Source organism: Streptomyces sp. NC-S4, assembly GCF_054353315.1.
This window is the reverse complement of sequence record NZ_CM135937.1, coordinates 2365411-2389132: the sequence shown is the minus strand read 5'-3', so window position 1 is coordinate 2389132 and position 23722 is coordinate 2365411. Positions and strand designations below refer to the sequence as shown.

The 23722-nt window shown below is 70.1% G+C and carries 22 protein-coding genes; 13 read left to right on the top strand and 9 right to left on the bottom strand.

The features are described from left to right. Positions 1 to 173 precede the first annotated feature (173 nt). The 6 genes from gap to pgi all read left to right on the top strand — a co-directional run bounded on the left by gap (position 174) and on the right by pgi (position 5994). A complete protein-coding gene (gene gap, locus ACXNSR_RS10320) occupies positions 174 to 1181 on the top strand; it encodes a type I glyceraldehyde-3-phosphate dehydrogenase (RefSeq protein WP_030009077.1) in 1008 nt (335 codons plus the stop codon). 131 nt (positions 1182 to 1312) lie between these two features. Next, positions 1313 to 2527 carry a phosphoglycerate kinase gene (locus ACXNSR_RS10315; protein WP_458641789.1) on the top strand — a complete coding sequence of 405 codons (1215 nt, stop codon included), beginning with the start codon at positions 1313 to 1315 and terminating at the stop codon, positions 2525 to 2527. Positions 2528 to 2533: 6 nt separating this feature from the next. Continuing rightward, entirely contained in the window at positions 2534 to 3310 is a 777-nt protein-coding gene (tpiA, locus tag ACXNSR_RS10310; RefSeq protein ID WP_458641788.1) for a triose-phosphate isomerase, read from the top strand. Positions 3311 to 3440: 130 nt separating this feature from the next. Next, complete coding sequence (gene secG, locus ACXNSR_RS10305; RefSeq protein WP_326477386.1) at positions 3441 to 3671, top strand: preprotein translocase subunit SecG; 231 nt, start codon at positions 3441 to 3443, stop codon at positions 3669 to 3671. 181 nt (positions 3672 to 3852) lie between these two features. Next, positions 3853 to 4188, top strand: a complete 336-nt coding sequence (locus tag ACXNSR_RS10300) for an RNA polymerase-binding protein RbpA (protein WP_010352468.1) — start codon at positions 3853 to 3855, stop codon at positions 4186 to 4188. Between the two features lie 150 nt (positions 4189 to 4338). Beyond that, positions 4339 to 5994 carry a glucose-6-phosphate isomerase gene (gene pgi / locus ACXNSR_RS10295; RefSeq protein ID WP_458643255.1) on the top strand — a complete coding sequence of 552 codons (1656 nt, stop codon included), beginning with the start codon at positions 4339 to 4341 and terminating at the stop codon, positions 5992 to 5994. Between the two features lie 64 nt (positions 5995 to 6058). On the opposite strand, the gene pgl is transcribed toward pgi, so the two are convergent. From pgl to tkt, 5 genes are all read right to left on the bottom strand, one after another. Next, on the bottom strand, positions 6059 to 6841 hold the full coding sequence (pgl, locus tag ACXNSR_RS10290) for a 6-phosphogluconolactonase (protein ID WP_458641787.1): 783 nt from the start codon (positions 6839 to 6841) through the stop codon (positions 6059 to 6061). A 200-nt stretch (positions 6842 to 7041) separates the two neighbouring features. Then, positions 7042 to 8052, bottom strand: a complete 1011-nt coding sequence (gene opcA / locus ACXNSR_RS10285; protein ID WP_458641786.1) for a glucose-6-phosphate dehydrogenase assembly protein OpcA — start codon at positions 8050 to 8052, stop codon at positions 7042 to 7044. Continuing rightward, the gene (zwf, locus tag ACXNSR_RS10280) at positions 8049 to 9575 is read right to left on the bottom strand and encodes a glucose-6-phosphate dehydrogenase (RefSeq protein ID WP_189735925.1); all 1527 of its coding nucleotides are present in this window, start codon (positions 9573 to 9575) and stop codon (positions 8049 to 8051) included. Before zwf ends, opcA begins: the two co-directional genes overlap by 4 nt. Before the next feature lie 5 nt (positions 9576 to 9580). Next, positions 9581 to 10699 (bottom strand): transaldolase, encoded by a 1119-nt coding sequence (gene tal / locus ACXNSR_RS10275; RefSeq protein ID WP_458641785.1) that lies wholly within the window; start codon positions 10697 to 10699, stop codon positions 9581 to 9583. 36 nt (positions 10700 to 10735) lie between these two features. Beyond that, a complete protein-coding gene (tkt, locus tag ACXNSR_RS10270) occupies positions 10736 to 12823 on the bottom strand; it encodes a transketolase (RefSeq protein ID WP_458641784.1) in 2088 nt (695 codons plus the stop codon). 331 nt (positions 12824 to 13154) lie between these two features. Between tkt and ACXNSR_RS10265 the strand changes: the two genes are divergently transcribed. The 3 genes from ACXNSR_RS10265 to ACXNSR_RS10255 all read left to right on the top strand — a co-directional run bounded on the left by ACXNSR_RS10265 (position 13155) and on the right by ACXNSR_RS10255 (position 15703). Then, positions 13155 to 14096, top strand: coding sequence for a heme o synthase (locus ACXNSR_RS10265; RefSeq protein WP_458641783.1), 942 nt, complete (start codon positions 13155 to 13157; stop codon positions 14094 to 14096). A gap of 24 nt (positions 14097 to 14120) precedes the next feature. Further along, complete coding sequence (locus ACXNSR_RS10260; protein WP_458641782.1) at positions 14121 to 14480, top strand: hypothetical protein; 360 nt, start codon at positions 14121 to 14123, stop codon at positions 14478 to 14480. Between the two features lie 125 nt (positions 14481 to 14605). Beyond that, positions 14606 to 15703 (top strand): amidohydrolase family protein, encoded by a 1098-nt coding sequence (locus ACXNSR_RS10255; RefSeq protein WP_458641781.1) that lies wholly within the window; start codon positions 14606 to 14608, stop codon positions 15701 to 15703. On the opposite strand, the gene ACXNSR_RS10250 is transcribed toward ACXNSR_RS10255, so the two are convergent. The 4 genes from ACXNSR_RS10250 to ACXNSR_RS10235 form a co-directional block, all read right to left on the bottom strand. Further along, the gene (locus tag ACXNSR_RS10250; protein WP_458641780.1) at positions 15700 to 16668 is read right to left on the bottom strand and encodes a COX15/CtaA family protein; all 969 of its coding nucleotides are present in this window, start codon (positions 16666 to 16668) and stop codon (positions 15700 to 15702) included. The two genes, ACXNSR_RS10255 and ACXNSR_RS10250, sit on opposite strands and share 4 nt — an antisense overlap. A 25-nt stretch (positions 16669 to 16693) precedes the next feature. Further along, positions 16694 to 17827 carry a hypothetical protein gene (locus ACXNSR_RS10245; protein ID WP_458641779.1) on the bottom strand — a complete coding sequence of 378 codons (1134 nt, stop codon included), beginning with the start codon at positions 17825 to 17827 and terminating at the stop codon, positions 16694 to 16696. 67 nt (positions 17828 to 17894) lie between these two features. Then, positions 17895 to 18662 carry an ABC transporter permease gene (locus ACXNSR_RS10240; protein WP_458641778.1) on the bottom strand — a complete coding sequence of 256 codons (768 nt, stop codon included), beginning with the start codon at positions 18660 to 18662 and terminating at the stop codon, positions 17895 to 17897. Next, on the bottom strand, positions 18659 to 19585 hold the full coding sequence (locus ACXNSR_RS10235) for an ABC transporter ATP-binding protein (protein WP_458641777.1): 927 nt from the start codon (positions 19583 to 19585) through the stop codon (positions 18659 to 18661). The genes ACXNSR_RS10240 and ACXNSR_RS10235 overlap by 4 nt, the downstream gene beginning before the upstream one ends. A gap of 390 nt (positions 19586 to 19975) precedes the next feature. On the opposite strand from ACXNSR_RS10235, the gene ACXNSR_RS10230 reads away from it, so the two are divergent. The 4 genes from ACXNSR_RS10230 to ACXNSR_RS10215 all read left to right on the top strand — a co-directional run bounded on the left by ACXNSR_RS10230 (position 19976) and on the right by ACXNSR_RS10215 (position 23720). After that, positions 19976 to 20740: a helix-turn-helix transcriptional regulator gene (locus tag ACXNSR_RS10230; RefSeq protein ID WP_458641776.1), complete on the top strand. Its 765-nt coding sequence runs from the start codon at positions 19976 to 19978 to the stop codon at positions 20738 to 20740. Next, entirely contained in the window at positions 20737 to 22152 is a 1416-nt protein-coding gene (gene sufB, locus ACXNSR_RS10225) for a Fe-S cluster assembly protein SufB (protein WP_329103324.1), read from the top strand. The genes ACXNSR_RS10230 and sufB overlap by 4 nt, the downstream gene beginning before the upstream one ends. Before the next feature lie 72 nt (positions 22153 to 22224). Beyond that, a complete protein-coding gene (sufD, locus tag ACXNSR_RS10220) occupies positions 22225 to 23403 on the top strand; it encodes a Fe-S cluster assembly protein SufD (protein ID WP_458641775.1) in 1179 nt (392 codons plus the stop codon). Further along, complete coding sequence (locus ACXNSR_RS10215) at positions 23403 to 23720, top strand: bifunctional 3-phenylpropionate/cinnamic acid dioxygenase ferredoxin subunit (protein ID WP_030009135.1); 318 nt, start codon at positions 23403 to 23405, stop codon at positions 23718 to 23720. Before sufD ends, ACXNSR_RS10215 begins: the two co-directional genes overlap by 1 nt. The last annotated feature ends 2 nt before the right edge of the window (positions 23721 to 23722 follow it).

Below are 23722 nucleotides of genomic sequence, written 5' to 3'. Positions count from 1 at the left end.
CCGGAGTGTCCGGAACGGGACCCTCGCGGGAGTACCCCCGGGAAGTAGGGGGAGTGTCAGGCCCCGACCGATGTCACCCAAAAGCTCACGGAGAGGTAGGGTCGTAAGCGGTCGGGGACATCCCATACAGCTCGCCGGCGCTCTTACCGGCGCACCAACGAGGAGATCGGTTCGTGACGATCCGCGTAGGCATCAACGGTTTTGGCCGAATTGGCCGCAACTATTTCCGGGCGCTCCTGGAGCAGGGAGCGGACATCGAGATCGTCGGTGTCAACGACCTGACTGACAACGCGACCCTGGTGCATCTGCTCAAGTACGACACCATCCTGGGCCGCCTCAAGGCCGAGGTCTCCCACACCGACGACAGCATCACCGTCGGTGGCCAGACCTTCAAGACCTTCGCCGAGCGTGACCCCGCCAACCTCCCCTGGGGCGAGCTGGGCGCCGACATCGTCATCGAGTCGACCGGCATCTTCACGAAGAAGGCCGACGCCGCCAAGCACATCGCCGCGGGCGCCAAGAAGGTCCTCATCTCGGCTCCGGCCAAGGACGAGGACATCACCATCGTGATGGGCGTCAACCACGACAAGTACGACGCGGCCAACCACCACGTCATCTCCAACGCCTCCTGCACCACCAACTGCGTGGCGCCGATGGCCAAGGTCCTCGACGAGAACTTCGGCATCGTCAAGGGCATGATGACGACGGTCCACGCGTACACGAACGACCAGCGCATCCTGGACTTCCCGCACTCGGACCTGCGTCGCGCCCGCGCCGCGGCCGAGAACATCATCCCGACCTCCACCGGTGCCGCCAAGGCCACCGCTCTGGTCCTCCCGCAGCTCAAGGGCAAGCTGGACGGCATCGCCATGCGCGTTCCGGTCCCGACCGGCTCGGTGACCGACCTGGTGCTGGAGCTCTCCCGTGAGACCACGGTGGAAGAGATCAACGCGGCCTTCCAGAAGGCTTCGGAGGGGCAGCTCAAGGGCATCCTCGACTACACCGAGGACGCGATCGTCTCTTCCGACATCGTGAACTGGCCCGCGTCCTGCACCTTCGACTCCTCCCTGACCATGGTTCAGGACGGTACGCAGGTCAAGGTCGTCGGCTGGTACGACAACGAGTGGGGCTACTCCAACCGTCTCGTCGACCTCACCGTCTTCGTCGGCGGTCAGCTCTAAGAACGTAGGGCAAGGCACCACGATGTGAAGCACAGGGTCCGAGCAGCGCGACGATGCGCCGCACGGGCCCTGTTGCTTGCCTCGTTATCCTTCCTCGCCCTTCGAGTGAAGGCTCAAAGGAGTAGAAATACATGAAGACGATCGATGAACTGCTCGCCGAAGGCGTCAAGGGCAAGCGGGTCTTCGTCCGCGCGGACCTGAACGTCCCGCTGGCCGAGGGCACCATCACCGACGACGGCCGCATCCGCGCCGTCCTGCCCACGATCGCGAAGCTCGCCGAAGCCGGCGCCCGCGTCATCGTGGCATCGCACCTGGGCCGCCCCAAGGGCACCGGCGTCGAGCCGGCGTTCTCGCTGGCCCCGGCCGCCGCGCGCCTGGGCGAACTGCTCGGTGCGGACGTGGCGTTCGCCACCGACACCGTCGGCGCCTCCGCCAAGGAGACCGTCGCGGCCCTGACCGACGGCCGGGTCGCCGTCATCGAGAACCTGCGCTTCAACGCCGGTGAGACCTCGAAGGACGACGCCGAGCGCGGCGCCTTCGCGGACCAGCTCGCGGAGCTCGCCGACCTGTACGTGGGCGACGGCTTCGGTGCCGTGCACCGCAAGCACGCCTCGGTCTTCGACCTCCCGGCCCGCCTCCCGCACGGGGCCGGCTACCTCATCGCCACCGAGGTCGGCGTCCTGAAGAAGCTGACCGCCGAGGTCGAGCGCCCGTACGTGGTGGTCCTGGGCGGCGCCAAGGTCTCCGACAAGCTCGCCGTCATCGACGAGCTGCTCGGCAAGGCCGACCGCATCCTCATCGGCGGCGGCATGGCCTACACCTTCCTCTACGCCAAGGGCTACGAGGTCGGCATCTCCCTGCTCCAGAAGGACCAGGTGGAGAAGGTCAAGGAGTACATGGAGCGCGCCGAGAAGACCGGCGTCGAGCTGGTCCTCCCGGTCGACGTCCTGGTCTCCGCGGAGTTCCCGGACCTCAAGGGCAAGACCCCGGCCACCTTCGAGACCGTCGACGCGGACAAGATCCCCGCCGACAAGGAGGGCCTGGACATCGGCCCCAGGACGCGCGAGCTGTACGCGTCGAAGATCGCCGACGCCAGGACCGTCTTCTGGAACGGCCCGGTGGGCGTCTTCGAGCACCCGGACTACGCCGGGGGCACCACGGCCATCGCCCAGGGCCTGCTCGACAGCAGCGCCTTCACCGTCGTCGGCGGTGGCGACAGTGCCGCCGCGGTCCGCATCCTGGGCTTCGACGAGAATGCATTCGGCCACATCTCGACCGGTGGCGGCGCCTCCCTCGAATACCTCGAGGGCAAGACGCTCCCCGGCCTCGCCGCCCTGGAGGGCTGAACCCGTATGACCACGCGCACCCCGCTCATGGCGGGCAACTGGAAGATGAACCTCAACCACCTCGAGGCCATCGCCCACGTCCAGAAGCTCGCCTTCGCCCTCACCGACAAGGACTACGACGCCGTCGAGGTCGCGGTCCTGCCGCCCTTCGTCGACCTCCGCTCGGTCCAGACCCTGGTCGACGGCGACAAGCTGAAGATCAAGTACGGCGCCCAGGACATCTCCGCGCACGACTCCGGTGCCTACACCGGTGAGATCTCCGGCCCGATGCTCTCGAAGCTGAAGTGCACGTACGTGGCCGTCGGCCACAGCGAGCGCCGCCAGTACCACGGCGAGAGCGACGAGATCTGCAACGCCAAGGTCAAGGCCGCCTTCCGGCACGGGATCACCCCGATCCTGTGCGTCGGAGAGGGCCTGGACGTCCGCAAGGCCGGCGAGCAGGTCCCCTACACGCTGAGCCAGCTCGACGGCGGCCTGGAAGGCGTCCCGGCCGACCAGGTCGAGTCCATCGTGATCGCCTACGAGCCCGTCTGGGCCATCGGGACCGGCGAGGTCGCCACCCCCGACGACGCCCAGGAGGTCTGCGGGGCGATCCGCGGCCGCCTCGCCGAGCTGTACTCGCAGGAGCTGGCCGACAAGGTCCGCATCCAGTACGGCGGCTCCGTGAAGTCCGGGAACATCGCGGCGATCATGGCCCAGCCCGACGTCGACGGCGCCCTGATCGGCGGCGCGGCGCTGGACGCGGACGAGTTCGTCAAGATCGTCCGCTTCCGCGACCAGTGAGTATGCGGTAGGGCGGATCCGTCGTACCCTTGCGGGGGCCAGAGGCTGATGCGTCAGCCCCTGGCCCCCGTGCACATCTCGCAATGCCGGAAAGCCCGAAAAAGCCAGAAAGTAGGAATCAGCCGTGATTATGGGGTTCTCGATCGCCCTGATCGTCTTCAGCGCCCTGCTGATGCTGCTCGTGCTGATGCACAAGGGCAAGGGCGGCGGCCTCTCCGACATGTTCGGCGGCGGTATGCAGTCGTCGGTCGGCGGTTCCTCCGTCGCGGAGCGCAACCTGGACCGCATCACCGTGGTCGTCGGCCTGCTGTGGTTCGCGTGCATCGTCGCGCTCGGTCTGGTGACCAAGTCGAGCAGCTGACCGTTCTGGCCATTCCGGCAGTCCGGTCGGCACCGCCCGGCCTATCATGAGGGCCGGCGTCCATCGCGTGGAATCAGTAACTCCGCTCAGTGGACGTGCGTTGGGCCTTACGTAGACTTGGGCGCTCCGCGGCGGAATTCCACTCACCTTCCGCGGCACCATCACGCAGGGAGTTACGACCGTGGCAAGTGGCAACGCGATCCGTGGTAGCCGGGTCGGAGCGGGGCCGATGGGTGAGGCGGAGCGCGGCGAGTCCGCGCCCCGCCTGCGCATCTCCTTCTGGTGCTCGAACGGGCACGAGACGCAGCCGAGCTTCGCCAGCGACGCGCAGGTGCCGGACACCTGGGACTGCCCGCGCTGCGGGTTCCCGGCCGGCCAGGACCGGGACAACCCGCCCGCGCCGCCGCGCACCGAGCCGTACAAGACGCACCTGGCGTACGTACGGGAACGGCGTTCCGACGCCGACGGCGAGGCGATCCTCGCCGAGGCGCTCGCCAAGCTCCGCGGCGAGATCTGAGACGGCGCGAAGAGCATGACGTGAGGCCCGGCCCCACAGGAACTTCTCCTGCGGGGCCGGGCCTCTTTGTGTGCGTTCTGCCGCTTGTGATCCCTTAAGTTGGTGAACGGCGGGGCACGACAGGACGGAAGAAGTGGGTTGATGTCCGAGATGAACGCAGGCACGCGTACGAAGCTGAACCGGACGCCCGAGTGGCTGGCACTCGGCAAGCACCGGGAGGAGTTCGGGCAGACGCATCTGCGAGAGCTTTTCGAGGAGAATCCCGGCCGCGGCTCCGGCTACACCCTGCAGGTCGGAGACCTGCACATCGACTACTCGAAGCACCTCGTCACCGACGAGACGCTCGCGCTGCTCCACGAGCTGGCCGAGGCCACCGGCGTGGCCGGGCTGCGCGAGGCGATGTTCCGCGGCGAGAAGATCAACACGACCGAGGACCGGGCGGTGCTGCACACCGCCCTGCGCGCACCGGCGGGCGCGGCCGTCGAGGTCGACGGCGAGGACGTCGTCCCCGGCGTGCACGCCGTCCTCGACAAGATGGCGGACTTCTCCGACCGGATCAGGTCGGGAGCGTGGACCGGCTTCACCGGCAAGCGCATCAAGAACGTCGTCAACATCGGCATCGGAGGCTCCGACCTCGGCCCGGCCATGGCGTACGAGGCCCTGCGCGCCTTCACCGACCGCGATCTGACGGTGCGGTTCGTCTCCAACGTCGACGGCGCGGACCTGCACGAGGCCGTACGGGACCTGGACCCGGCCGAGACGCTGTTCATCATCGCCTCCAAGACCTTCACCACCATCGAGACCATCACCAACGCCACCTCGGCGCGCGGTTGGCTGCTCGCCGGGCTGGGCGGCGACCAGGCCGCTGTCGCACGCCACTTCGTGGCGCTGTCGACCAACGCCGAGAAGGTCACCGACTTCGGCATCGATCCGGCCAATATGTTCGAGTTCTGGGACTGGGTCGGTGGGCGCTACTCCTTCGACTCGGCCATCGGCCTCTCGCTGATGATCGCGATCGGCCCGGCCGCCTTCCGGGAGATGCTCGGCGGCTTCCACGCCATGGACGAGCACTTCCGCACGGCGCCCGCGCACGAGAACGCCCCGCTGCTCATGGGCCTGTTGGGGATCTGGTACGGCGCCTTCTTCGACGCCCAGTCGCACGCGGTCCTCCCGTACAGCCACTACCTCTCCCGCTTCACCGCGTACTTGCAGCAGCTGGACATGGAGTCCAACGGCAAGTCCGTGGACCGCGACGGCAATCCGGTGGAGTGGCAGACGGGCCCGGTGGTCTGGGGCACGCCCGGCACCAACGGGCAGCACGCCTACTACCAGCTGATCCACCAGGGGACGAAGGTGATCCCCGCGGACTTCATCGGCTTCGCCCGGCCGGTGGCGGAGCTGGAGGCGGCCCCGGCGGCCCAGCACGACCTGCTGATGGCGAACTTCTTCGCGCAGACCCAGGCGCTGGCCTTCGGCAAGACGGCGGACGAGGTGCGTGCCGAGGGCGCCCCGGAGTCGCTGGTCCCGCACAAGACCTTCCACGGGAACCACCCGACGACCACCATCCTGGCGGGGGAGCTCTCCCCGGCGGTCCTGGGCCAGCTGATCGCGCTCTACGAGCACAAGGTGTTCGTCCAGGGCGCGGTGTGGAACATCGACTCCTTCGACCAGTGGGGCGTCGAACTCGGCAAGGTCCTCGCCAAGCGGGTCGAGCCCGCGCTGAGCGAGGGCGCCGACGTGCCGGGACTGGACGCCTCGACGAAGGCGCTGGTGGCCACCTACCGGAAGCTGCGCGGCCGTAGCTGACCCGCATACGAGAAGGGCCCGCCTCCCGGTACCGGGAGGCGGGCCCTTCTCGCGTCGGCCGCCGTCAGGAAGAGACCGGGGGATACATGCCGACCGGAAGCCTGGCCGCCGCCGCCCGGTCCAGGAGCCACAGGGTGCGGGAGCGGCCGTACGCCGCCGCGGCCGGGGCCTGGACCTCACCCGCGCCGCCGAGGGCCAGGGAGACCGCCCCGGCCTTGTCCTCGCCCGCGGCCAGCAGCCACACCTCACGGGCCGCCCGGATCGCCGGGAGCGTGAGGGAGATCCGGGTGGGCGGCGGCTTCGGGGCGCCGTGCACGCCGACCACCGTGCGCTCGGTCTCGCGGGCCGCCGGGTGCTCCGGGAACAGCGAGGCCACGTGCGTGTCCGGGCCGACGCCCAGCATCAGCACGTCGAACCGGGGGACCGGACCGTGGTCCTCCGGACCGGCCGCCTTGGCCAGCTCGGCGGCGTAGGCGGCCGCCGCGGCGTCCACGTCACCGCCGTACGGGCCGTCCGAGGCCGGCATGACGTGCACGCGGGCGGGGTCCACCGGGACCGAGTCCAGGAGGGCCTCGCGGGCCTGGGTGTGGTTGCGCTCGGGGTCGTCGGCGGGGACGTACCGCTCGTCACCCCACCACAGGTCCAGCCGGGACCAGTCGATCGCGTCCCGCGCCGGGGCGGCGGCCAGTGCCGCGAGCAGGCCGTTGCCGTTGCGTCCGCCGGTGAGGACGACGGACGCGGTGCCGCGGGCCGTCTGCGCGTCCACGATCTTCGTGATGAGCCGGGCCGCGGTGGCCTGGGCCATCAGTTCCTTGTCCCGGTGGACGACGACCTGGGGAGTCGTCATACCCATGTGCTGCCGCCTTCTTGGTAGTGCGGGTGGTGCGGGTACCGCTGCGCGTAGCAGTCCCCGCCCCGCCCTTTCGCCGTTTCCCGGGCTCTGCCCGGACCCGGTCCTCAAACGCCGGACGGGCTGACAATCCAGCCTCGCCGGCGTTTGAGGCGCGGGGTCTGGGGCGGAGCCCCAGCGAGGTCCCGCAGGGGCCTCTACTTGGCTTTGGCCCTCTTGGGCTTCGGAACCGGCTCCGGGGCTTGCTCCGACGGAGCGGCCTCGGCCTCCGGCTCCGGGGACGACGCCTCCAGCCTCGCCACGCCGAACTTCAGCGAGGCCTCGTACGTGTTGTCCGGGTCCAGCCTGCGCAGCTCCTCCGCCAGGAGCTCGGCCGTGTCGCGGCGCTTGAGCGCCACCGCACGGTCGGGCTGCCCCGGCATGCACAGCGTGGCCAGCGCGCCGTCCGCCCGGTCCAGGACGATGTCGCCGTCCTTGGTGGACAGGCGTACGGCCGTCAGGCCCGGCCCCGACGACAGCGTGCGCTTGACGGGGACCTGGAGCCGGTCCGCCAGCCACATGGCCAGCAGTTCGCAGCTCGGGTTCTCGTCCTCGCCCTCGACGGTCGCCGAGACGACCGACAGGGCCTGCTGGTCCAGAGCGGCCGCCAGCATGGAGCGCCACGGGGTGATCCGGGTCCACGACAGGTCCGTGTCCCCGGGGGCGTACGCCCCCGCACGGCCGCTGAGCGCCCTGATCGGGTCCTCGCAGGAGTACGTGTCCGTGATCCGGCGCTGTCCCAGCGCACCCAGCGGATCGCCCGCCAGGTCCGTGGGGGCACCGTCCGGCCACCAGACGACCACCGGGGCGTCCGGCAGGAGCAGCGGGAGAACCACCGACTGGGCGTGGTCGACCAGGTCGCCGTGAAGGCGGAGCACGACCGTCTCACCGCTGCCGGAGTCCGCCCCGACGCGTACTTCCGCGTCGAGCCGGGCGTCGCGGCGGCTGCGCGGCGAGCGGCTGGCCCGCTTGATGACGACGACGATCCGCGAGGGGTGTTCGTGGGACGCGTCGTTCGCCGACTTGAGCGCGTCGTACGCGTTCTCCTCGTCGGTCACGATCACCAGCGTGAGGACCATGCCGATGGCCGGCGTGCCGATGTCCCGGCGTGCCTGCACCATCGCGGCATTGATCTTGCTGGAGTTGGTCTCCGTGAGGTCGATCTTCATGGCCGGCGCCAGCTCCGTCCGTCTCGTGCGAGCATCTCGTCCGCCTCGACCGGACCCCAGGTGCCCGACGGGTACTGCGCGGGCTTGCCGTGCTTGTCCCAGTACTCCTCGATCGGGTCGAGGATGTTCCAGGACAGTTCGACTTCCTGGTGACGCGGGAAGAGGTTCGCGTCGCCGAGGAGCACGTCGAGGATCAGCCGCTCGTACGCCTCGGGGCTCGACTCCGTGAAGGACTCGCCGTAGGCGAAGTCCATCGTGACGTCCCGGACCTCCATGGAGGTGCCCGGGACCTTGGAGCCGAAGCGGACCGTCACGCCCTCGTCCGGCTGGACCCGGATGACCAGGGCGTTCTGCCCCAGCTCCTCGGTCGCGCCCGACTCGAACGGCAGGTACGGGGCCCGCTTGAAGACGACCGCGATCTCGGTCACCCGGCGGCCCAGGCGCTTGCCCGTCCGCAGGTAGAACGGGACGCCCGCCCAGCGGCGGTTGTTGATCTCCAGGCGGATGGCCGCGTAGGTGTCGGTCTTCGACTTGGGGTCGATGCCGTCCTCTTCGAGGTACCCGACGACCTTCTCGCCGCCCTGCCAGGCGGCCGCGTACTGGCCGCGCACGGTGTGCTTGCCCAGGTCCTCCGGCAGCTGCACCGCGGTGAGAACCTTGAGCTTCTCCGCCACCAGCGCCTTGGGGTGGAAGGAGCCGGGCTCCTCCATCGCGGTCAGCGCGAGCAGCTGGAGCAGGTGGTTCTGGATGACGTCACGGGCGGCGCCGATACCGTCGTAGTACCCGGCCCGGCCGCCGATGCCGATGTCCTCGGCCATGGTGATCTGCACGTGGTCGACGTACGACCGGTTCCAGATCGGCTCGAACATCGTGTTGGCGAAGCGGAGCGCCAGGATGTTCTGGACGGTCTCCTTGCCGAGGTAGTGGTCGATCCGGAAGACCTCGTCGCGCGGGAAGACCTCGTGGACGACCTTGTTGAGCTCCTCGGCGCTCTTCAGGTCGTGTCCGAAGGGCTTCTCGATGACGGCACGCCGCCAGGAGCCCTCCTTCTGCGCCAGCCCGTGGTCCTTGAGCTGCTGGACCACCTTGGGGAAGAACTTGGGCGGGACGGACAGGTAGAAGGCGAAGTTGCCGCCCGTGCCCTGTGCCTTGTCCAGCTCCTCTATGGTCGCCTTCAGGGTCTCGAAGGCGGCGTCGTCGTCGAAATCGCCCGAGACGAAACGGCAGCCCTGGACGAGCTGCTGCCACACTTCCTCGCGGAAGGGCGTCCGGGAGTGCTCCTTGACGGCGTCGTGGACCTCCTGGGCGAAGTCCTCGTCCTGCCACTCGCGGCGGGCGAACCCGATCAGCGAGAAGCCCGGCGGAAGCAGGCCTCTGTTGGCCAGGTCGTAGACGGCAGGCATCAGCTTCTTGCGCGACAGGTCACCCGTAACGCCGAAAATGACCAGGCCGGACGGCCCCGCGATGCGCGGGAGCCGCCGGTCCTGTGCGTCACGAAGCGGGTTCGCTCCGTTTACAGACAAGGTGTTCAGGCCTCCGTGGGGGCGAGGCGCTCGAGTTCCGCCTCGGTCGACTTCAGCAGGTCGTTCCAGGACGCCTCGAACTTCTCGACGCCCTCGTCCTCGAGCAGCTGCACCACATCGTCGTACGAGATGCCCAGCTTCGCGACCGCTTCGAGCTCGGCGCGCGCCTGCTCGTAGGTGCCGCGCACGGTGTCACCCGTGATCTGCCCGTGGTCGGCGGTGGCCTCCAGGGTGGCCTCCGGCATGGTGTTCACCGTGTTCGGGGCGACCAGGTCGTCCACGTACAGGGTGTCCTTGTACGCCGGGTCCTTGACGCCCGTCGAGGCCCACAGCGCGCGCTGCTTGTTCGCGCCGTGCTTCTCGAGCGCGATCCACCGCTCCGAGGAGAACACCTCTTCGTAGGCCTCGTAGGCCAGACGGGCGTTGGCGAGGGCCGCCTTGCCCTTGAGGGCCTTGGCCTCGTCGGTGCCGACGGCGTCCAGGCGCTTGTCGATCTCCGAGTCCACGCGGGACACGAAGAAGGAGGCGACGGAGTGGATCAGGGAGAGGTCCAGGCCGGCGGTCTTGGCCTTCTCCAGACCCGACAGGTACGCGTCCATGACCTCGCGGTAGCGCTCCAGCGAGAAGATCAGCGTGACGTTGACGCTGATGCCCTTGCCGATGACCTCGGTGATCGCCGGCAGGCCGGCCTTGGTCGCCGGGATCTTGATGAGCGTGTTCGGGCGGTCCACCAGCCAGGCGAGCTGCTTGGCCTCGGCGATGGTCGCCGGGGTGTTGTGCGCCAGGCGCGGGTCGACCTCGATCGACACGCGGCCGTCCTGGCCGTCGGTGCGGTCGAAGACCGGGCGCAGGATGTCGGCGGCGTCCCTGACGTCCGCCGTCGTGATCATGCGCAGGGCCTCCTCCACGGTGACCTTGCGGGTCGCGAGGTCGGTGAGCTGCTGCTCGTAGCCCTCGCCGCCGCTGATGGCCTTCTGGAAGATCGCCGGGTTGGTGGTGACACCGACCACGTGCGACTGGTCGATGAGCTCGGCCAGGTTGCCGGACGTGATGCGCTTGCGGGACAGGTCGTCCAGCCAGATCGCGACGCCTTCGTCGGAGAGGCGCTTGAGTGCGTCTGTCATGGGATTACATCTCCTACTTGGGTTTGCGTACCGGCGTCAGCGCGCGGCGGCGGCGAGGGATTCGTTGGCGGCGGCCGCCACGTTCTCGGCGGTGAAGCCGAACTCGCGGAAGAGCACCTTCGCGTCGGCCGAGGCACCGAAGTGCTCCAGCGAGACGATCCGGCCGGCGTCACCGACGTAGCGGTGCCAGGTCAGGCCGATGCCCGCCTCGACCGCGACACGGGCCTTCACCGACGGCGGCAGGACGCTGTCCTTGTACTCCTGGTCCTGGTCCTCGAACCACTCGACCGACGGCATCGAGACGACCCGGGTGGGGACGCCCTGGGCCTGGAGCTGCTCACGGGCCTCGACGGCCAGGTGCACCTCGGAGCCGGTACCGATGAGGAGGACCTGCGCCGGGCCGCCCTCGGCCTCGAACAGGACGTAGCCGCCCTTGGCCGCGCCCTCGTTGCGCTCGTAGGTCGGCACACCCTGGCGGGTCAGCGCGAGGCCGTGCGGGGCGCCCTTGCCGAAGACCTTGGTGTGGCGGCGCAGGATCTCGCGCCAGGCGATGGCGGTCTCGTTGGCGTCGGCCGGGCGGACGATGTTCAGGCCCGGGATGGCGCGCAGCGAGGCGAGGTGCTCGACCGGCTGGTGGGTCGGGCCGTCCTCGCCCAGACCGATGGAGTCGTGCGTCCACACGTACGTCACCGGCAGGTGCATCAGCGCGGAGAGGCGGACGGCGTTGCGCATGTAGTCGGAGAACACCAGGAAGGTGCCGCCGTAGATGCGGGTGTGGCCGTGCAGCGCGATGCCGTTCATGGACGCGGCCATGGCGTGCTCGCGGATGCCGAAGTGGATGGTGCGGCCGTACGGGTCGGCCTCCGGCAGCGGGTTCCCCACCGGCAGGAACGAGGAGTCCTTGTCGATGGTGGTGTTGTTCGAGCCGGCCAGGTCGGCCGAGCCGCCCCACAGCTCCGGGATGACCGCGCCGAGCGCGCCGAGCACCTTGCCGGAGGCGGCGCGGGTGGCGACGCCCTTGCCGGGCTCGAAGACGGGGAGCTTGTCCTCCCAGCCCGCGGGCAGCTCGTTGGCGTTGATGCGGTCGAACTCGGCGGCGCGCTCCGGGTTGGCGGTGCGCCAGGCGGAGAACTCCTTCTCCCACGCGGCGCGGGCGTCGCGGCCGCGGTCGAGGGCCTTGCGGGTGTGGGCGATGACCTCGTCGGAGACCTCGAAGGTCTGCTCCGGGTCGAAGCCGAGGACGCGCTTGGTGGCCGCGACCTCGTCGTCGCCGAGCGCCGAGCCGTGGGCCGCCTCGGTGTTCTGGGCGTGCGGGGCGGGCCAGGCGATGATCGAGCGGGCCGCGATGAAGGACGGGCGGCCGGTCTCGGCCTTGGCGGCCTGGAGGGCGGCGAACAGCGCCTTCGGGTCGAGGTCGCCGTTCTCCTGCTGCTCGACGCGCTGGACGTGCCAGCCGTACGCCTCGTAGCGCTTGAGGGTGTCCTCGGAGACGGCCGTCTCCGTGTCGCCCTCGATGGAGATGTGGTTGTCGTCCCAGAGGAGGACGAGGTTGCCGAGCTTCTGGTGGCCGGCCAGCGCGGACGCCTCGTGCGAGATGCCCTCCTGGAGGCAGCCGTCGCCCGCGATCGCGTAGACCATGTGGTCGAAGGGGGAGGCGCCCTGGGCGGCCTCCGGGTCGAACAGGCCGCGCTCGTAGCGGGCGGCCATGGCCATGCCCACCGCGTTGGCGATGCCCTGGCCGAGGGGACCGGTGGTGGTCTCCACGCCGGCGGTGTGGCCGTACTCCGGGTGGCCGGGGGTCTTCGAGCCCCAGGTGCGGAACGCCTTCAGGTCGTCCAGCTCGAGCCCGAACCCGCCCAGGTACAGCTGGGTGTAGAGGGTCAGGGACGAGTGCCCCGCGGAGAGCACGAAACGGTCGCGGCCCACCCACTCGGGGTCCGCCGGGTCGTGCCGCATCACCTTCTGGAAGAGGGTGTACGCGGCGGGGGCCAGGCTCATCGCCGTACCGGGGTGGCCGTTCCCGACTTTCTGGACCGCGTCGGCGGCCAGGATGCGGGCGGTGTCGACGGCCCGCTGGTCCAGTTCGGTCCACTCGAGCTCTGTGGTGGTCGGCTTGGTGCTCACCGTGGGTCAGGGCTCCTCTCCACATGTTTGTATCCCGGTGACGAACGGTGCACCGGCGATTCCGAGCCTACCCCCGCAACGGCGTGCAGCTATTCGAGTGCAGGCGGTCCGTCACCGCGCCGCCCGCCCTCGTTCACCCGCGCACCGGCGTCCGGGGAGGCCCGTCCCCCGTATGTATGCACGGTCCGATCGGCTCAACACGAGGCGACCCCGGCGCGGGGCGACGTAAGCGCAACGTCTACAGTGGCGTGGTACGCGCAAGCCTTAACCGGGCCTTCATGTTGTGAACGGCCCGAGTCGGAGCTTGCTGGATTCTCTCTCAGGGGTGTGCGTGACGGCCGTCGAATCCCGTCCAGCGGGGGTGCTCGGGACGAGCCCCGGTCACCGGCCGCTCGGGACCCGCGTCATGGCTTTCGTGGCATTGACCAAGCCGCGGATCATCGAACTTCTGCTGATCACCACAGTGCCGGTGATGTTCCTGGCGGAGCAGGGTGTTCCGTCGCTGTGGCTGGTCCTCGTGACCTGCTTCGGCGGTTATTTGTCCGCGGGCGGCGCCAACGCGCTGAACATGTACATCGACCGCGACATCGACGCGCTGATGGACCGGACCTCGCAGCGCCCGCTGGTGACCGGCATGGTCAGCCCGCGGGAGTGCCTGGCCTTCGGCCTCACCCTCGCGGTCGTCTCCACCCTCTTCTTCGGCCTGCTCGTCAACTGGCTGTCGGCGGCGCTGTCGCTCGGTGCGCTCCTCTTCTACGTCGTGATCTACACGATGCTGCTGAAGCGGCGCACGGCCCAGAACATCGTCTGGGGCGGCATCGCGGGCTGCATGCCGGTGCTCATCGGCTGGTCGGCCGTCAAGAACGAGGTCTCCTGGGCCGCGGTCATCCTCTTCCTCGTCATCTTCTTCTGGACGCCGCCGCACTACTGGCCGCTGTCGATGAAGGTCAAGGACGACTATGCGCGGGCCGGCGTGCCGATGCTCCCGGTCGTCGCGGGCAACAAGGCCGTGGCGCGCCAGATCGTGCTCTACAGCTGGGTGATGGTGGCGGTCTCGCTGCTGCTGACCCCGCTGGGCTACACCGGCTGGTTCTACACGGCGGTCGCGCTGGTCTCGGGCGGCTGGTGGCTGTGGGAGGCGCACGCGCTCCACGCCCGGGCCAAGGCGGGCATCACGGGCGCGAAGCTCAAGGAGATGCGCCTGTTCCACTGGTCCATCACCTACGTGTCGCTGCTGTTCGTGGCGGTGGCCGTGGATCCCTTCCTCCGTTGATTACTCGCCGGTAGCATGGGTTCCATGGGAGACACCGCAGACACGGCGGCCGCCGCAGGCGCCGCGGACAAGAAGCAGGACCGCAGGGCCGCGAAGCTGGCCAAGCAGATCGGCGCGTTCGCCAAGCAGCACGGCGGCGCCGAGGGCCAGCTCGCCCACATCGGCCAGGCCGGCACCCGGATCGTGCTCGTGGGAACGGACGGCGGCTGGGGCGACCTGGTGGCCCCCACCTTCGAGGTGGCCCAGCTGGCCGCGGAGAAGGCGGAGCTGACCCTCCACGACGAGTTCGACGGGGAGTTCGCCGCGCGTGTGCGCACGGGCCCGTACGAGTGGACGCGGATGGCCGGCATCCAGATCGGCGGCCCCGGGAACCCGGCGGCCTGACCCGGGGGAACGGCCGGGGACCGGGGAGTGCCGTCTCGGTCAACAGCCCGAGCAACACCTCACACCCCGCTCACCCGTTAGGACGTGTGGAAGCGCCTTCCTCACGTCCGCAACGGGATGACCGGATGATCGAAACGCCGCCCCTGGTGGACCAGTACTGCCACGGAGTACTCCGTACGGAGCTGGGCCTGGGCACCTTCGAGGCCCAGCTGATGCGCTCGGCGGGCCCGCCCGCCGCGGGCACCACCTTCTTCGACACGCAGACCGGATTCGCGGTGCGCCGCTGGTGCCCGCCACTGCTGGGGCTGGAGCCGCACGCCGCCCCCGCCCGCTATCTGGCGCGGCGGCGCGAGCTGGGCGTGGCCGAGACCGCCCGGCTGCTGCTGCGGGGCTCCGGCGTCGCCGCGTACCTGGTCGACACCGGGGTGCCCGGAGACGTCACCGGGCCCAAGGAACTGGCGCTCGCCGGGGACGCCGAGGCCTTCGAGTCGGTCCGGCTGGAATTACTGGCCGAGCAGGTCGCCGACACCTCCGGGACGGTGGGCGCCTTCCTCGCCAATCTCGCCGAGGCCGTCCACCACGCCGCCACCGGGGCCGTGGCCTTCACCTGCGCCACGGCCTTCACCCGCGGGGACGTCCCGGCCGTCGAACCGGAGCCGCCCGGTCCAGGCGCGGTGCGCGGGGCGGCCGGGCGGTGGCTGGCCCGGCGGCCGCGGGGCGGGGCCGTCCGGGACCCCGTACTCCTGGCCCACCTGCTGTGGAGCGCGGTGGCGTCGGGGCGGCCGCTCCAACTGCACACGGACGAGGCCGACCCGGCCGCGCTGACCGGGTTCGTACGGGCCACCGCGGGCCTCGGGACGCGCCTGGTCCTGCTCGGCGGATATCCGCACCACCGCCGCACCGCGCAGCTCGCGGCGGCCTTCCCGCACGTCTACGCCGATACGGGCGCGGCCCTCGGCCGGACCGGGGCACGGGCCGCGGCGGTCCTGGCGGAGCTGCTGGAGACCGCGCCGTTCGGGAAGGTGCTGTTCTCCAGCGGCGGCCGGCAGCTGCCCGAACTGCACGCGGTGGGCGCCCTGGTGTTCCGCGAGGCGCTGGGCCGGGTGCTGGGCGCCTGGGCGGCCGAGGGCTCCTGGTCCTGGCGGGACGCGGAACGGGTGGCCGGCCTGGTCGCGGCGGGCAACGCCCGCCGCGTCTACCGGCTGGAGGATCCTCGGGCTTAGGCGGCGGAGAGCTGCGGGTCGCCCTGGACGGGGATCTCCGCCTGCTCGACGGGCCGCTCGCGCAGGCTCAGCGCGACCCGGACCACGGCGATCCACACCAGGCAGGAGCCGAGCATGTGGGCGCCGACCAGGACCTCGGGGACCTGGGTGGCGTATTGCACGTAGCCGATCGCGCCCTGGGCGAGCAGGACGACCAGCAGGTCGCGGGCGCGGGCCCGGGTGTCGGCGGGAGCGTCGACGACGCGCAGGACCAGCCACAGCGCGATGCCCAGCGCGCACACCAGCCAGGCGGCGGCGGCGTGCACGTGGACGGTGGTGTCCCAGTCGAAGGGCATGCGCTTGATCTCACTGCTGTCACCGGCGTGCGGTCCGGCGCCGGTCACGACGGTGCCGACCGCGATCAGGACGAGGGTGGTCGCGAGCAGCGCCCACGACAGCTTGCGCACCGGGCCGGGCACGCGCGGCCGGGGGGCGCCGTCGCCCTCGCGGGTGCGCTGCCAGGTGACCGTCGTCACGGCGATCAGCGCGGTGGCGAGGAGGAAGTGTCCGGCCACGCTGTACGGATTGAGCCCGGTGCGGACGGTGATCCCGCCGAGCACGGCGTTCGCCATCACGATCGCGAACTGGACCCAGCCGAGCTTCGTCAGGGAGTGCCGCCAGGGCTTGGCCGAGCGGGCGGCGACGATCCCCCAGCCGACCGCCGCGCTGAGCACGTAGGTCAGCATCCGGTTGCCGAATTCGATGACGCCGTGGAAGCCCTGCTCCTGCGTCACGATCAGACTGTCGTCGGTGCACTTGGGCCAGGTGTCGCAGCCGAGGCCGGAGCCGGTCAGCCGTACCGCGCCGCCGGTGACGACGATGGCCACGCTCATGACGAGCGCGGCGAGTGCGGCCCGCTGGACGATCCGGGGTGACGGGGTCCAGCGGCTGGCGATGTGGGCGAGGGGGTTCAGCACGCCCCACATCGTAGGCGACCACTTGTGCAAAGTTTCACGAGGGGGTGGCCAGGGGTGCGTCCGGGCCGACGGTCAGCCGGAACCGCGCCCCCGCGGGGTCGCCCTCCTCCTGCCACCAGAGGAAGACGCGCCAATGGGCGCCATCGCCCGGGTGGTCCGCCGAGGCGGCGAACCCGCGGAGTAATTCACCTGCTAAGTCCTTGGCTGTCCGATTCCTTACTTCTGTGGTGCTGTGCCAGGGATGACCGAGTGCGTTCCACAGGCCGTCGGGTCCGCGCACCTCGAAGCGCCACACCGCGAGCCAGGGGGTGACCTCCAGCATCGTGCGCACCTGCTCGGTGTCGAGGCCCAGCCCGGCCGCGATGGCCGGCTCGGCCACCCCCTGGATGCGGGCGGCCACCACGGACCGGGGCAGCAGCCGTTCGGGCAGCAGCCCCTGCGTGCGCAGGCTGACCAGTGAGCCGAAGGTCAGGAAGCGCAGGCGCAGTTCCAGCTGGCGGCCGATGTGGTCGAGGGCCTCCTCGGCCTCCGCGGACTCCTCCGCGGCCGGGTCCCCGAGCAGCAGCTGCCGGAAGTCGGACTCGGCGGCCACGGCCCAGGCCACGGCCTCCTCGGCGAACCCCAGCTCGGCGAGGCGGTCCCCGAGGAACACCTTGGCCTGGGCCAGGCCGCGCCGGTTGACCGGGTCCCCCTGGTCCAGCCCCGCCCACACCTCCACCGCGCTCCGGGTCAGATCGCGGGCGCGCTCACCGGCCGCCCGCTCCATGGCGCTGGGCCCCTCTCCGGCGCCCGGGCCCAGCGGGTGCTTCGGCAGCCGTGCCCCGTCGCTGAGCGGCCAGGACAGCCAGACCCCGTGGTTGATCAGCCCTCGGGCGTACCAGCGCGCGAACTCGGGTGAGTGCCCGGCCGCGCGCTCGGAGCTGCGCAGCCCCTCCTCGATCGTGGCGAGGGCGCCGGCGCGGTCGCCCGCCGCGAACCGCGCGGCGGCCCGGTCGGCGAGGCGCAGCCCGAGCAGCGCGGTGCAGCGGGGGTCGTCCGTGAACGGGCGCAGGGCGCCGATCAGCTCGTCGAGGAGCCGCTCGCGCTCCCCGGGCTCCGTGTGCTCCGCCCCCGAGCGCACCCGTGCCCATTGATCGTCCAGCCGTAGAACGGCTTCCCGCTGCACCATGTCCGCCCCCCGGCTTCATGTGTGAGGGGCCCATCCTCGCGGCAACGCCGCCGCGAGGGGAGGGATTTCATTCCCAGCGGAAGAGCCGCGCGGCGGCGCCCAGACCGAGTACGGCCCAGCCCGCCAGGACGGCCGCGTCGCCCCACGGGAGGGAAGCCCCGTGCTGGAGCACCTCGCGCAGTCCGTCGGAGAGGGCCGAGATGGGCAGCAGTCCGAGTACCGACCGCACGGCGTCCGGGAACTTCTCCAGCGGCACGATCACCCCGCCGCCGACCAGCAGCAGCAGGAAGACCAGGTTGGCGGCGGCCAGGGTCATCTCGGCCTTGAGGGTGCCCGCCATCAGCAGTCCGAGGCCCGAGAAGGCGGCGGTGCCCAGCAGGATCAGCGCGGCCACCGACAGCGGGTCGCCCTGCGGGGACCAGCCCAGCGCCAGGGCCATCACCGTCAGCAGGGCGATCTGCAGTACCTCGGTGACCAGCACCGACAGGGTCTTGGCGGCCATCAGGGCCCAGCGCGGCAGCGGGGAGGCCCCGAGCCGCTTCAGGACGCCGTAGCGGCGGTCGAAGCCGGTGGCGATGGCCTGGCCGGTGAAGGCGGTGGACATCACGGCGAGCGCCAGGATCCCGGGCGCGAGGAAGTCCACCGACTCCTCACTGCCTGTGTCGACGATGTCGACCGCCGAGAACAGGGTCAGCAGCAGCGCCGGGATGATCACGGTCAGCAGCAGCTGCTCCCCGTTGCGCAGCAGCATCCGGGTCTCCAGCGCCGTCTGCGCGAGGATCATGCGGGACACGGGCGCGGCCCCCGGGCGGGGGGTGAACGTACCGGCGCTCATGCGCGCAGCTCCTTGCCAGTCAGTTCGAGGAAGACGTCCTCGAGGGTGTGCCGCTCCACCGTGAGGCTGCTCGGCATCACGCCGTGCTGCGCGCACCAGGAGGCGACGGTGGCCAGCAGCTGCGGGTCCACGTCGCCGGTGACCCGGTAGGCGCCCGGGGTGAGCTCGGCGGCCTGGGTGCCGTCGGGCAGTGCCTTCAGGAGCGAGGCCAGGTCGAGGGAGGGGCGGCCGGTGAAGCGCAGGGTGTTCTCGGCGCCGCCGCGGCACAGCTGCTCGGGGCTGCCGTGGACGATGACCCTGCCCGCGTCCACGATGGCGACCTCGTCGGCGAGCTGCTCGGCCTCGTCCATGTGGTGGGTGGTGAGGACGACGGTGACCCCGTCGGTGCGCAGCTCCCGTACGAGGTCCCAGGTCGCGCGGCGGGCCTGCGGGTCCAGGCCGGCGGTGGGTTCGTCGAGGAATACCAGCTCGGGGCGGCCCACGACGGCCATGGCCAGGGCCAGGCGCTGCTGCTGGCCGCCGGAGAGCCGGCGGTAGGGGGTGCGGCCGCAGCCGCCGAGTCCGAGGCGTTCCACCAGGGTGGCGACGTCCAGCGGGTCGGCGTACAGCTTGGCCATGTGGCGGAGCATCTCGACGGCGCGGGCTCCGGAGTAGACGCCGCCGGACTGCAGCATCACGCCGATCCGCGGGCGCAGGGCCTCGGCCCGGGCCGCCGGGTCGAGACCGAGGACGCGGACCGTGCCGGCGTCGGGGCGGAGGTAGCCCTCGCAGGTCTCCACCGTGGTCGTCTTGCCCGCGCCGTTGGGACCGAGGACCGCGGTGACCGAACCGCTCCGGACGGTGAGGTCCAGGCCGTCCACGGCGGTCTTGGTGCCGTACCGCTTCACCAGTCCGCGGATCTCCACGGCGGGGTCGTTGCTCATGGGGGGTGAGTCTACGGAGCCCGGGAAGGGGCCGTGGGTCCCGGGGTCGGGGCCCCTTCCTCTCCGCTTCGCCTCCCCGTTCGTCTCCGGTGATTCGAACGCCGCGTCGCGAATACTGTTCTTTTCAGCCGGTCGGTCCTGGATGCGTCGGCATGTTTCAGTGATCTTTTCCGGAAGCCGGGTTTCCCGGTTCCGGGGAACCACAGCGGGTGAAGGTGCGCTGGTGGGAGCGGTTCGCGGGCTCGGCGGAGGCGTCCGGGAAGCTAGCGGAATGCCTTCTTCCGAATAACTCTCCGTCGATAAATAAGGTAACCCTTAGTGATGGAGGCCACCAGGGGTGGCGTCCATCACGGCTTGTCGCCGCTCGGTTAATTACGCAACAATGGCGTTGTGAAATACGGCGAACGGCAGATCGACACCCCCCAGGGGGAGCTCGGCACCGGGGAGCGGTCAACCCGCAACCGCGTGGCGCGCTCGATCCTGGACCACGGTCCGTCCACCGTCGCCGACCTCGCCCAGCGCCTCGGCCTCACCCAGGCCGCCGTCCGCCGCCACCTCGATGCGCTCGTCGCCGACGACGTGGTCGAACCCCGTGAGCAGCGTGTGTACGGTGCGCGCACCCGGGGCCGGCCCGCCAAGGTCTTCGCACTCACCGACTGCGGCCGCGACGCCTTCGACCAGTCCTACGACACGCTCGCCGCGGACGCCCTGCGCTGGATCGCGCAGTCCGTCGGCGGCGGAGAGCAGGGCGAGGTGGCCGTCGCCGCCTTCGCCAGGTCGCGGATGGAAGCGCAGGCCCGGGCGTACCAGGAGGCCGTCGAGGCCGCCGCCCCGCAGGAGCGCACGGAGGCCCTTGCCAGGGCGTTGACCGTGGACGGGTACGCTGCTACGGCGAAGAGCGCTCCCGGTCCGCACAGCGGTGAACAGCTCTGCCAGCACCACTGCCCGGTCGCGCACGTCGCCGAGCAGTTCCCGCAGCTCTGCGAGGCGGAGACCGAGGTCTTCTCCCGCCTGCTGGGGACCCATGTGCAGCGCCTCGCCACGATCGCCCATGGCGACGGGGTGTGCACGACGTTCATTCCGCGTGGCGCGAGCACCACCACACAGACCGACACATCAGTATCTGCAAGTACGGCCGGGAGGAACCCCGCATGACCACGGAGATCGCTCACCCTGAGCTCGATGGCCTGGGCACTTACGAATACGGCTGGGCCGACTCCGACGCGGCCGGTGCCGCTGCCAAGCGGGGTCTGTCCGAAGATGTCGTCCGCGACATCTCGGCGAAGAAGTCCGAGCCGGAGTGGATGCTCAAGCTCCGCCTCAAGGGCCTGAAGCTGTTCGACAAGAAGCCCATGCCGAACTGGGGTTCCGACCTCTCGGGCATCGACTTCGACAACATCAAGTACTTCGTGCGTTCCACCGAGAAGCAGGCCGCTTCGTGGGAGGACCTGCCCGAGGACATCAAGAACACCTACGACAAGCTCGGCATCCCGGAGGCGGAGAAGCAGCGCCTCGTCGCCGGTGTCGCGGCCCAGTACGAGTCCGAGGTCGTCTACCACCAGATCCGCGAGGACCTGGAGGAGCAGGGCGTCATCTTCCTCGACACGGACACCGCGCTCAAGGAGCACCCGGAGCTCTTCCAGGAGTACTTCGGCACGGTCATCCCGGTCGGCGACAACAAGTTCGCGTCGCTGAACACCGCGGTGTGGTCCGGCGGCTCGTTCATCTACGTCCCCAAGGGTGTCCACGTCGACATCCCGCTCCAGGCCTACTTCCGTATCAACACGGAGAACATGGGCCAGTTCGAGCGGACGCTGATCATCGTCGACGAGGACGCCTACGTCCACTACGTCGAGGGCTGCACCGCCCCGATCTACTCCTCGGACTCGCTGCACAGCGCCGTCGTCGAGATCATCGTCAAGAAGGGCGGCCGCTGCCGCTACACGACGATCCAGAACTGGTCGAACAACGTCTACAACCTGGTCACCAAGCGCGCCGTGGCGTACGAGGGCGCGACCATGGAGTGGATCGACGGCAACATCGGTTCCAAGGTCACCATGAAGTACCCGGCCGTCTACCTGATGGGCGAGCACGCCAAGGGCGAGACCCTGTCCATCGCCTTCGCGGGCGAGGGCCAGCACCAGGACGCCGGCTCCAAGATGGTCCACATGGCGCCGAACACCTCCTCGAACATCGTCTCCAAGTCGGTGGCGCGGGGCGGCGGCCGCACCTCCTACCGCGGCCTGGTCGAGATCGGCGAGGGCGCCGCGGGCTCGAAGTCCAACGTGCTCTGCGACGCGCTGCTCGTGGACACCATCTCCCGCTCGGACACGTACCCGTACGTGGACGTCCGCGAGGACGACGTGACCATGGGCCACGAGGCCACCGTCTCCAAGGTCTCCGACGACCAGCTCTTCTACCTGATGCAGCGCGGCCTGACCGAGTTCGAGGCCATGGCCATGATCGTGCGCGGCTTCGTCGAGCCGATCGCGAAGGAGCTGCCGATGGAGTACGCGCTGGAGCTCAACCGGCTGATCGAGCTGCAGATGGAGGGTTCGGTCGGCTAGTCCGGCCCCCGCCCCGCAGCACATTCACAGACGTAGACGTGTTCTTTTAAGAGAGCGAGCAAGACGACAGCCATGGCTGAGGCTCAGAACATTCCGGCGGGCTCCACCACCGCCGGCGCGATCGCGGTGGCCGCAGAGTCCACCGTCGCCACCCGGATGAGTGCGCCCCCGTCCTTCGACGTGGCCGACTTCCCGGTTCCGCACGGCCGTGAGGAGGAGTGGCGGTTCACCCCGCTCGCCCGCCTCAAGGGCCTGCACGACGGCACCGCTGTCGCGGACGGCACCATGAAGGCCCAGATCGACGCGCCCGAGGGCGTCACGGTGGAGTCCGTGGAGCGCGGCGACGAGCGGATCGGCAAGGGCGGCACGCCCGTCGACCGGGTCGCCGCCCAGGCCTTCTCCTCCTTCGCCAAGGCCACGGTCGTCACCGTGCCCAAGGAGACCGTGCTCACCGAGCCGATCCGGGTCGCCCTGCACGGCGAGGGCGGCACGACCTTCGGTCACACCGTCTTCGACATCAAGCCGTTCGCCGAGGCGATCATCGTGATCGACCACACCGGTGACGGCGTCCGCGCCGCCAACGTCGACATCCTCGTCGGCGACGGCGCCAAGGTCACCTTCGTGTCCGTCCAGGACTGGGACGACACGGCGGTCCACACCTCGCAGCACAACGCCCTCATCGGCCGCGACGCGAGCTTCAAGTCCGTGGTCATCACCTTCGGTGGCGACCTGGTCCGCCTGCACCCGCGCGTCACCTACGCGGGCCCCGGCGGCGAGAGCGAGATGCTCGGCCTGTACTTCACGGACGCCGGCCAGCACCAGGAGCACCGCCTCCTCGTCACGCACGACGCTCCGCACTGCAAGTCGAACGTGGTCTACAAGGGCGCGCTCCAGGGCCAGGACGCCCACGCCGTCTGGATCGGTGACGTGCTCATCGAGAAGACCGCCGAGGGCACCGACACCTACGAGATGAACCGCAACCTCGTCCTCACGGACGGCGCGCGGGTCGACTCCGTGCCGAACCTGGAGATCGAGACCGGCGAGATCGTCGGCGCCGGCCACGCCTCCGCGACCGGCCGCTTCGACGACGAGCAGCTCTTCTACCTGCAGGCCCGTGGCATCCCGGCCGACGAGGCCCGCCGCCTGGTCGTCCGCGGCTTCTTCGCGGAGCTCGTCCAGCAGATCGGTGTCGACGACATCGAGGAGCGTCTGCTCGCCAAGATCGAGACCGAGCTCCAGGGTTCCGTCTGATGAATTACGTCAAGGCCTGTGCGCTCAGCGAGCTGGAGGAGAACACCCCGAAGCGGGTGGAACTCGACGGCACGCCGGTGTCCATCGTCTCCACCGAGGGGGAGGTGTTCGCGATCAACGACATCTGCTCGCACGCGAACGTCTCGCTCTCGGAGGGCGAGGTCGAAGACTGCATGATCGAGTGCTGGCTGCACGGGTCGGCCTTCGACCTGCGCACCGGCAAGCCCTCGGGTCTGCCCGCGACGCGCCCCGTACCCGTATACCCCGTAAAGATCGAAGGGGACGACGTGCTCGTCTCCCTCACCCAGGAGTCCTGAGG

What these genes read in the sequence shown, in the direction of transcription:
- ACXNSR_RS10315 (WP_458641789.1), top strand. Translation starts at nt 1,313, where the DNA reads ATGAAGACGATCGATGAACTGCTCGCCGAAGGCGTCAAGGGCAAGCGG.
- tpiA (WP_458641788.1), top strand. Translation starts at nt 2,534, where the DNA reads ATGACCACGCGCACCCCGCTCATGGCGGGCAACTGGAAGATGAACCTC.
- secG (WP_326477386.1), top strand. Translation starts at nt 3,441, where the DNA reads ATGGGGTTCTCGATCGCCCTGATCGTCTTCAGCGCCCTGCTGATGCTG.
- pgi (WP_458643255.1), top strand. Translation starts at nt 4,339, where the DNA reads ATGAACGCAGGCACGCGTACGAAGCTGAACCGGACGCCCGAGTGGCTG.
- pgl (WP_458641787.1), bottom strand. Translation starts at nt 6,841, where the DNA reads ATGACGACTCCCCAGGTCGTCGTCCACCGGGACAAGGAACTGATGGCC.
- opcA (WP_458641786.1), bottom strand. Translation starts at nt 8,052, where the DNA reads ATGAAGATCGACCTCACGGAGACCAACTCCAGCAAGATCAATGCCGCG.
- tal (WP_458641785.1), bottom strand. Translation starts at nt 10,699, where the DNA reads ATGACAGACGCACTCAAGCGCCTCTCCGACGAAGGCGTCGCGATCTGG.
- ACXNSR_RS10260 (WP_458641782.1), top strand. Translation starts at nt 14,121, where the DNA reads ATGGGAGACACCGCAGACACGGCGGCCGCCGCAGGCGCCGCGGACAAG.
- ACXNSR_RS10255 (WP_458641781.1), top strand. Translation starts at nt 14,606, where the DNA reads ATGATCGAAACGCCGCCCCTGGTGGACCAGTACTGCCACGGAGTACTC.
- ACXNSR_RS10250 (WP_458641780.1), bottom strand. Translation starts at nt 16,668, where the DNA reads ATGTGGGGCGTGCTGAACCCCCTCGCCCACATCGCCAGCCGCTGGACC.
- ACXNSR_RS10245 (WP_458641779.1), bottom strand. Translation starts at nt 17,827, where the DNA reads ATGGTGCAGCGGGAAGCCGTTCTACGGCTGGACGATCAATGGGCACGG.
- ACXNSR_RS10240 (WP_458641778.1), bottom strand. Translation starts at nt 18,662, where the DNA reads ATGAGCGCCGGTACGTTCACCCCCCGCCCGGGGGCCGCGCCCGTGTCC.
- ACXNSR_RS10235 (WP_458641777.1), bottom strand. Translation starts at nt 19,585, where the DNA reads ATGAGCAACGACCCCGCCGTGGAGATCCGCGGACTGGTGAAGCGGTAC.
- sufB (WP_329103324.1), top strand. Translation starts at nt 20,737, where the DNA reads ATGACCACGGAGATCGCTCACCCTGAGCTCGATGGCCTGGGCACTTAC.
- sufD (WP_458641775.1), top strand. Translation starts at nt 22,225, where the DNA reads ATGGCTGAGGCTCAGAACATTCCGGCGGGCTCCACCACCGCCGGCGCG.
- ACXNSR_RS10215 (WP_030009135.1), top strand. Translation starts at nt 23,403, where the DNA reads ATGAATTACGTCAAGGCCTGTGCGCTCAGCGAGCTGGAGGAGAACACC.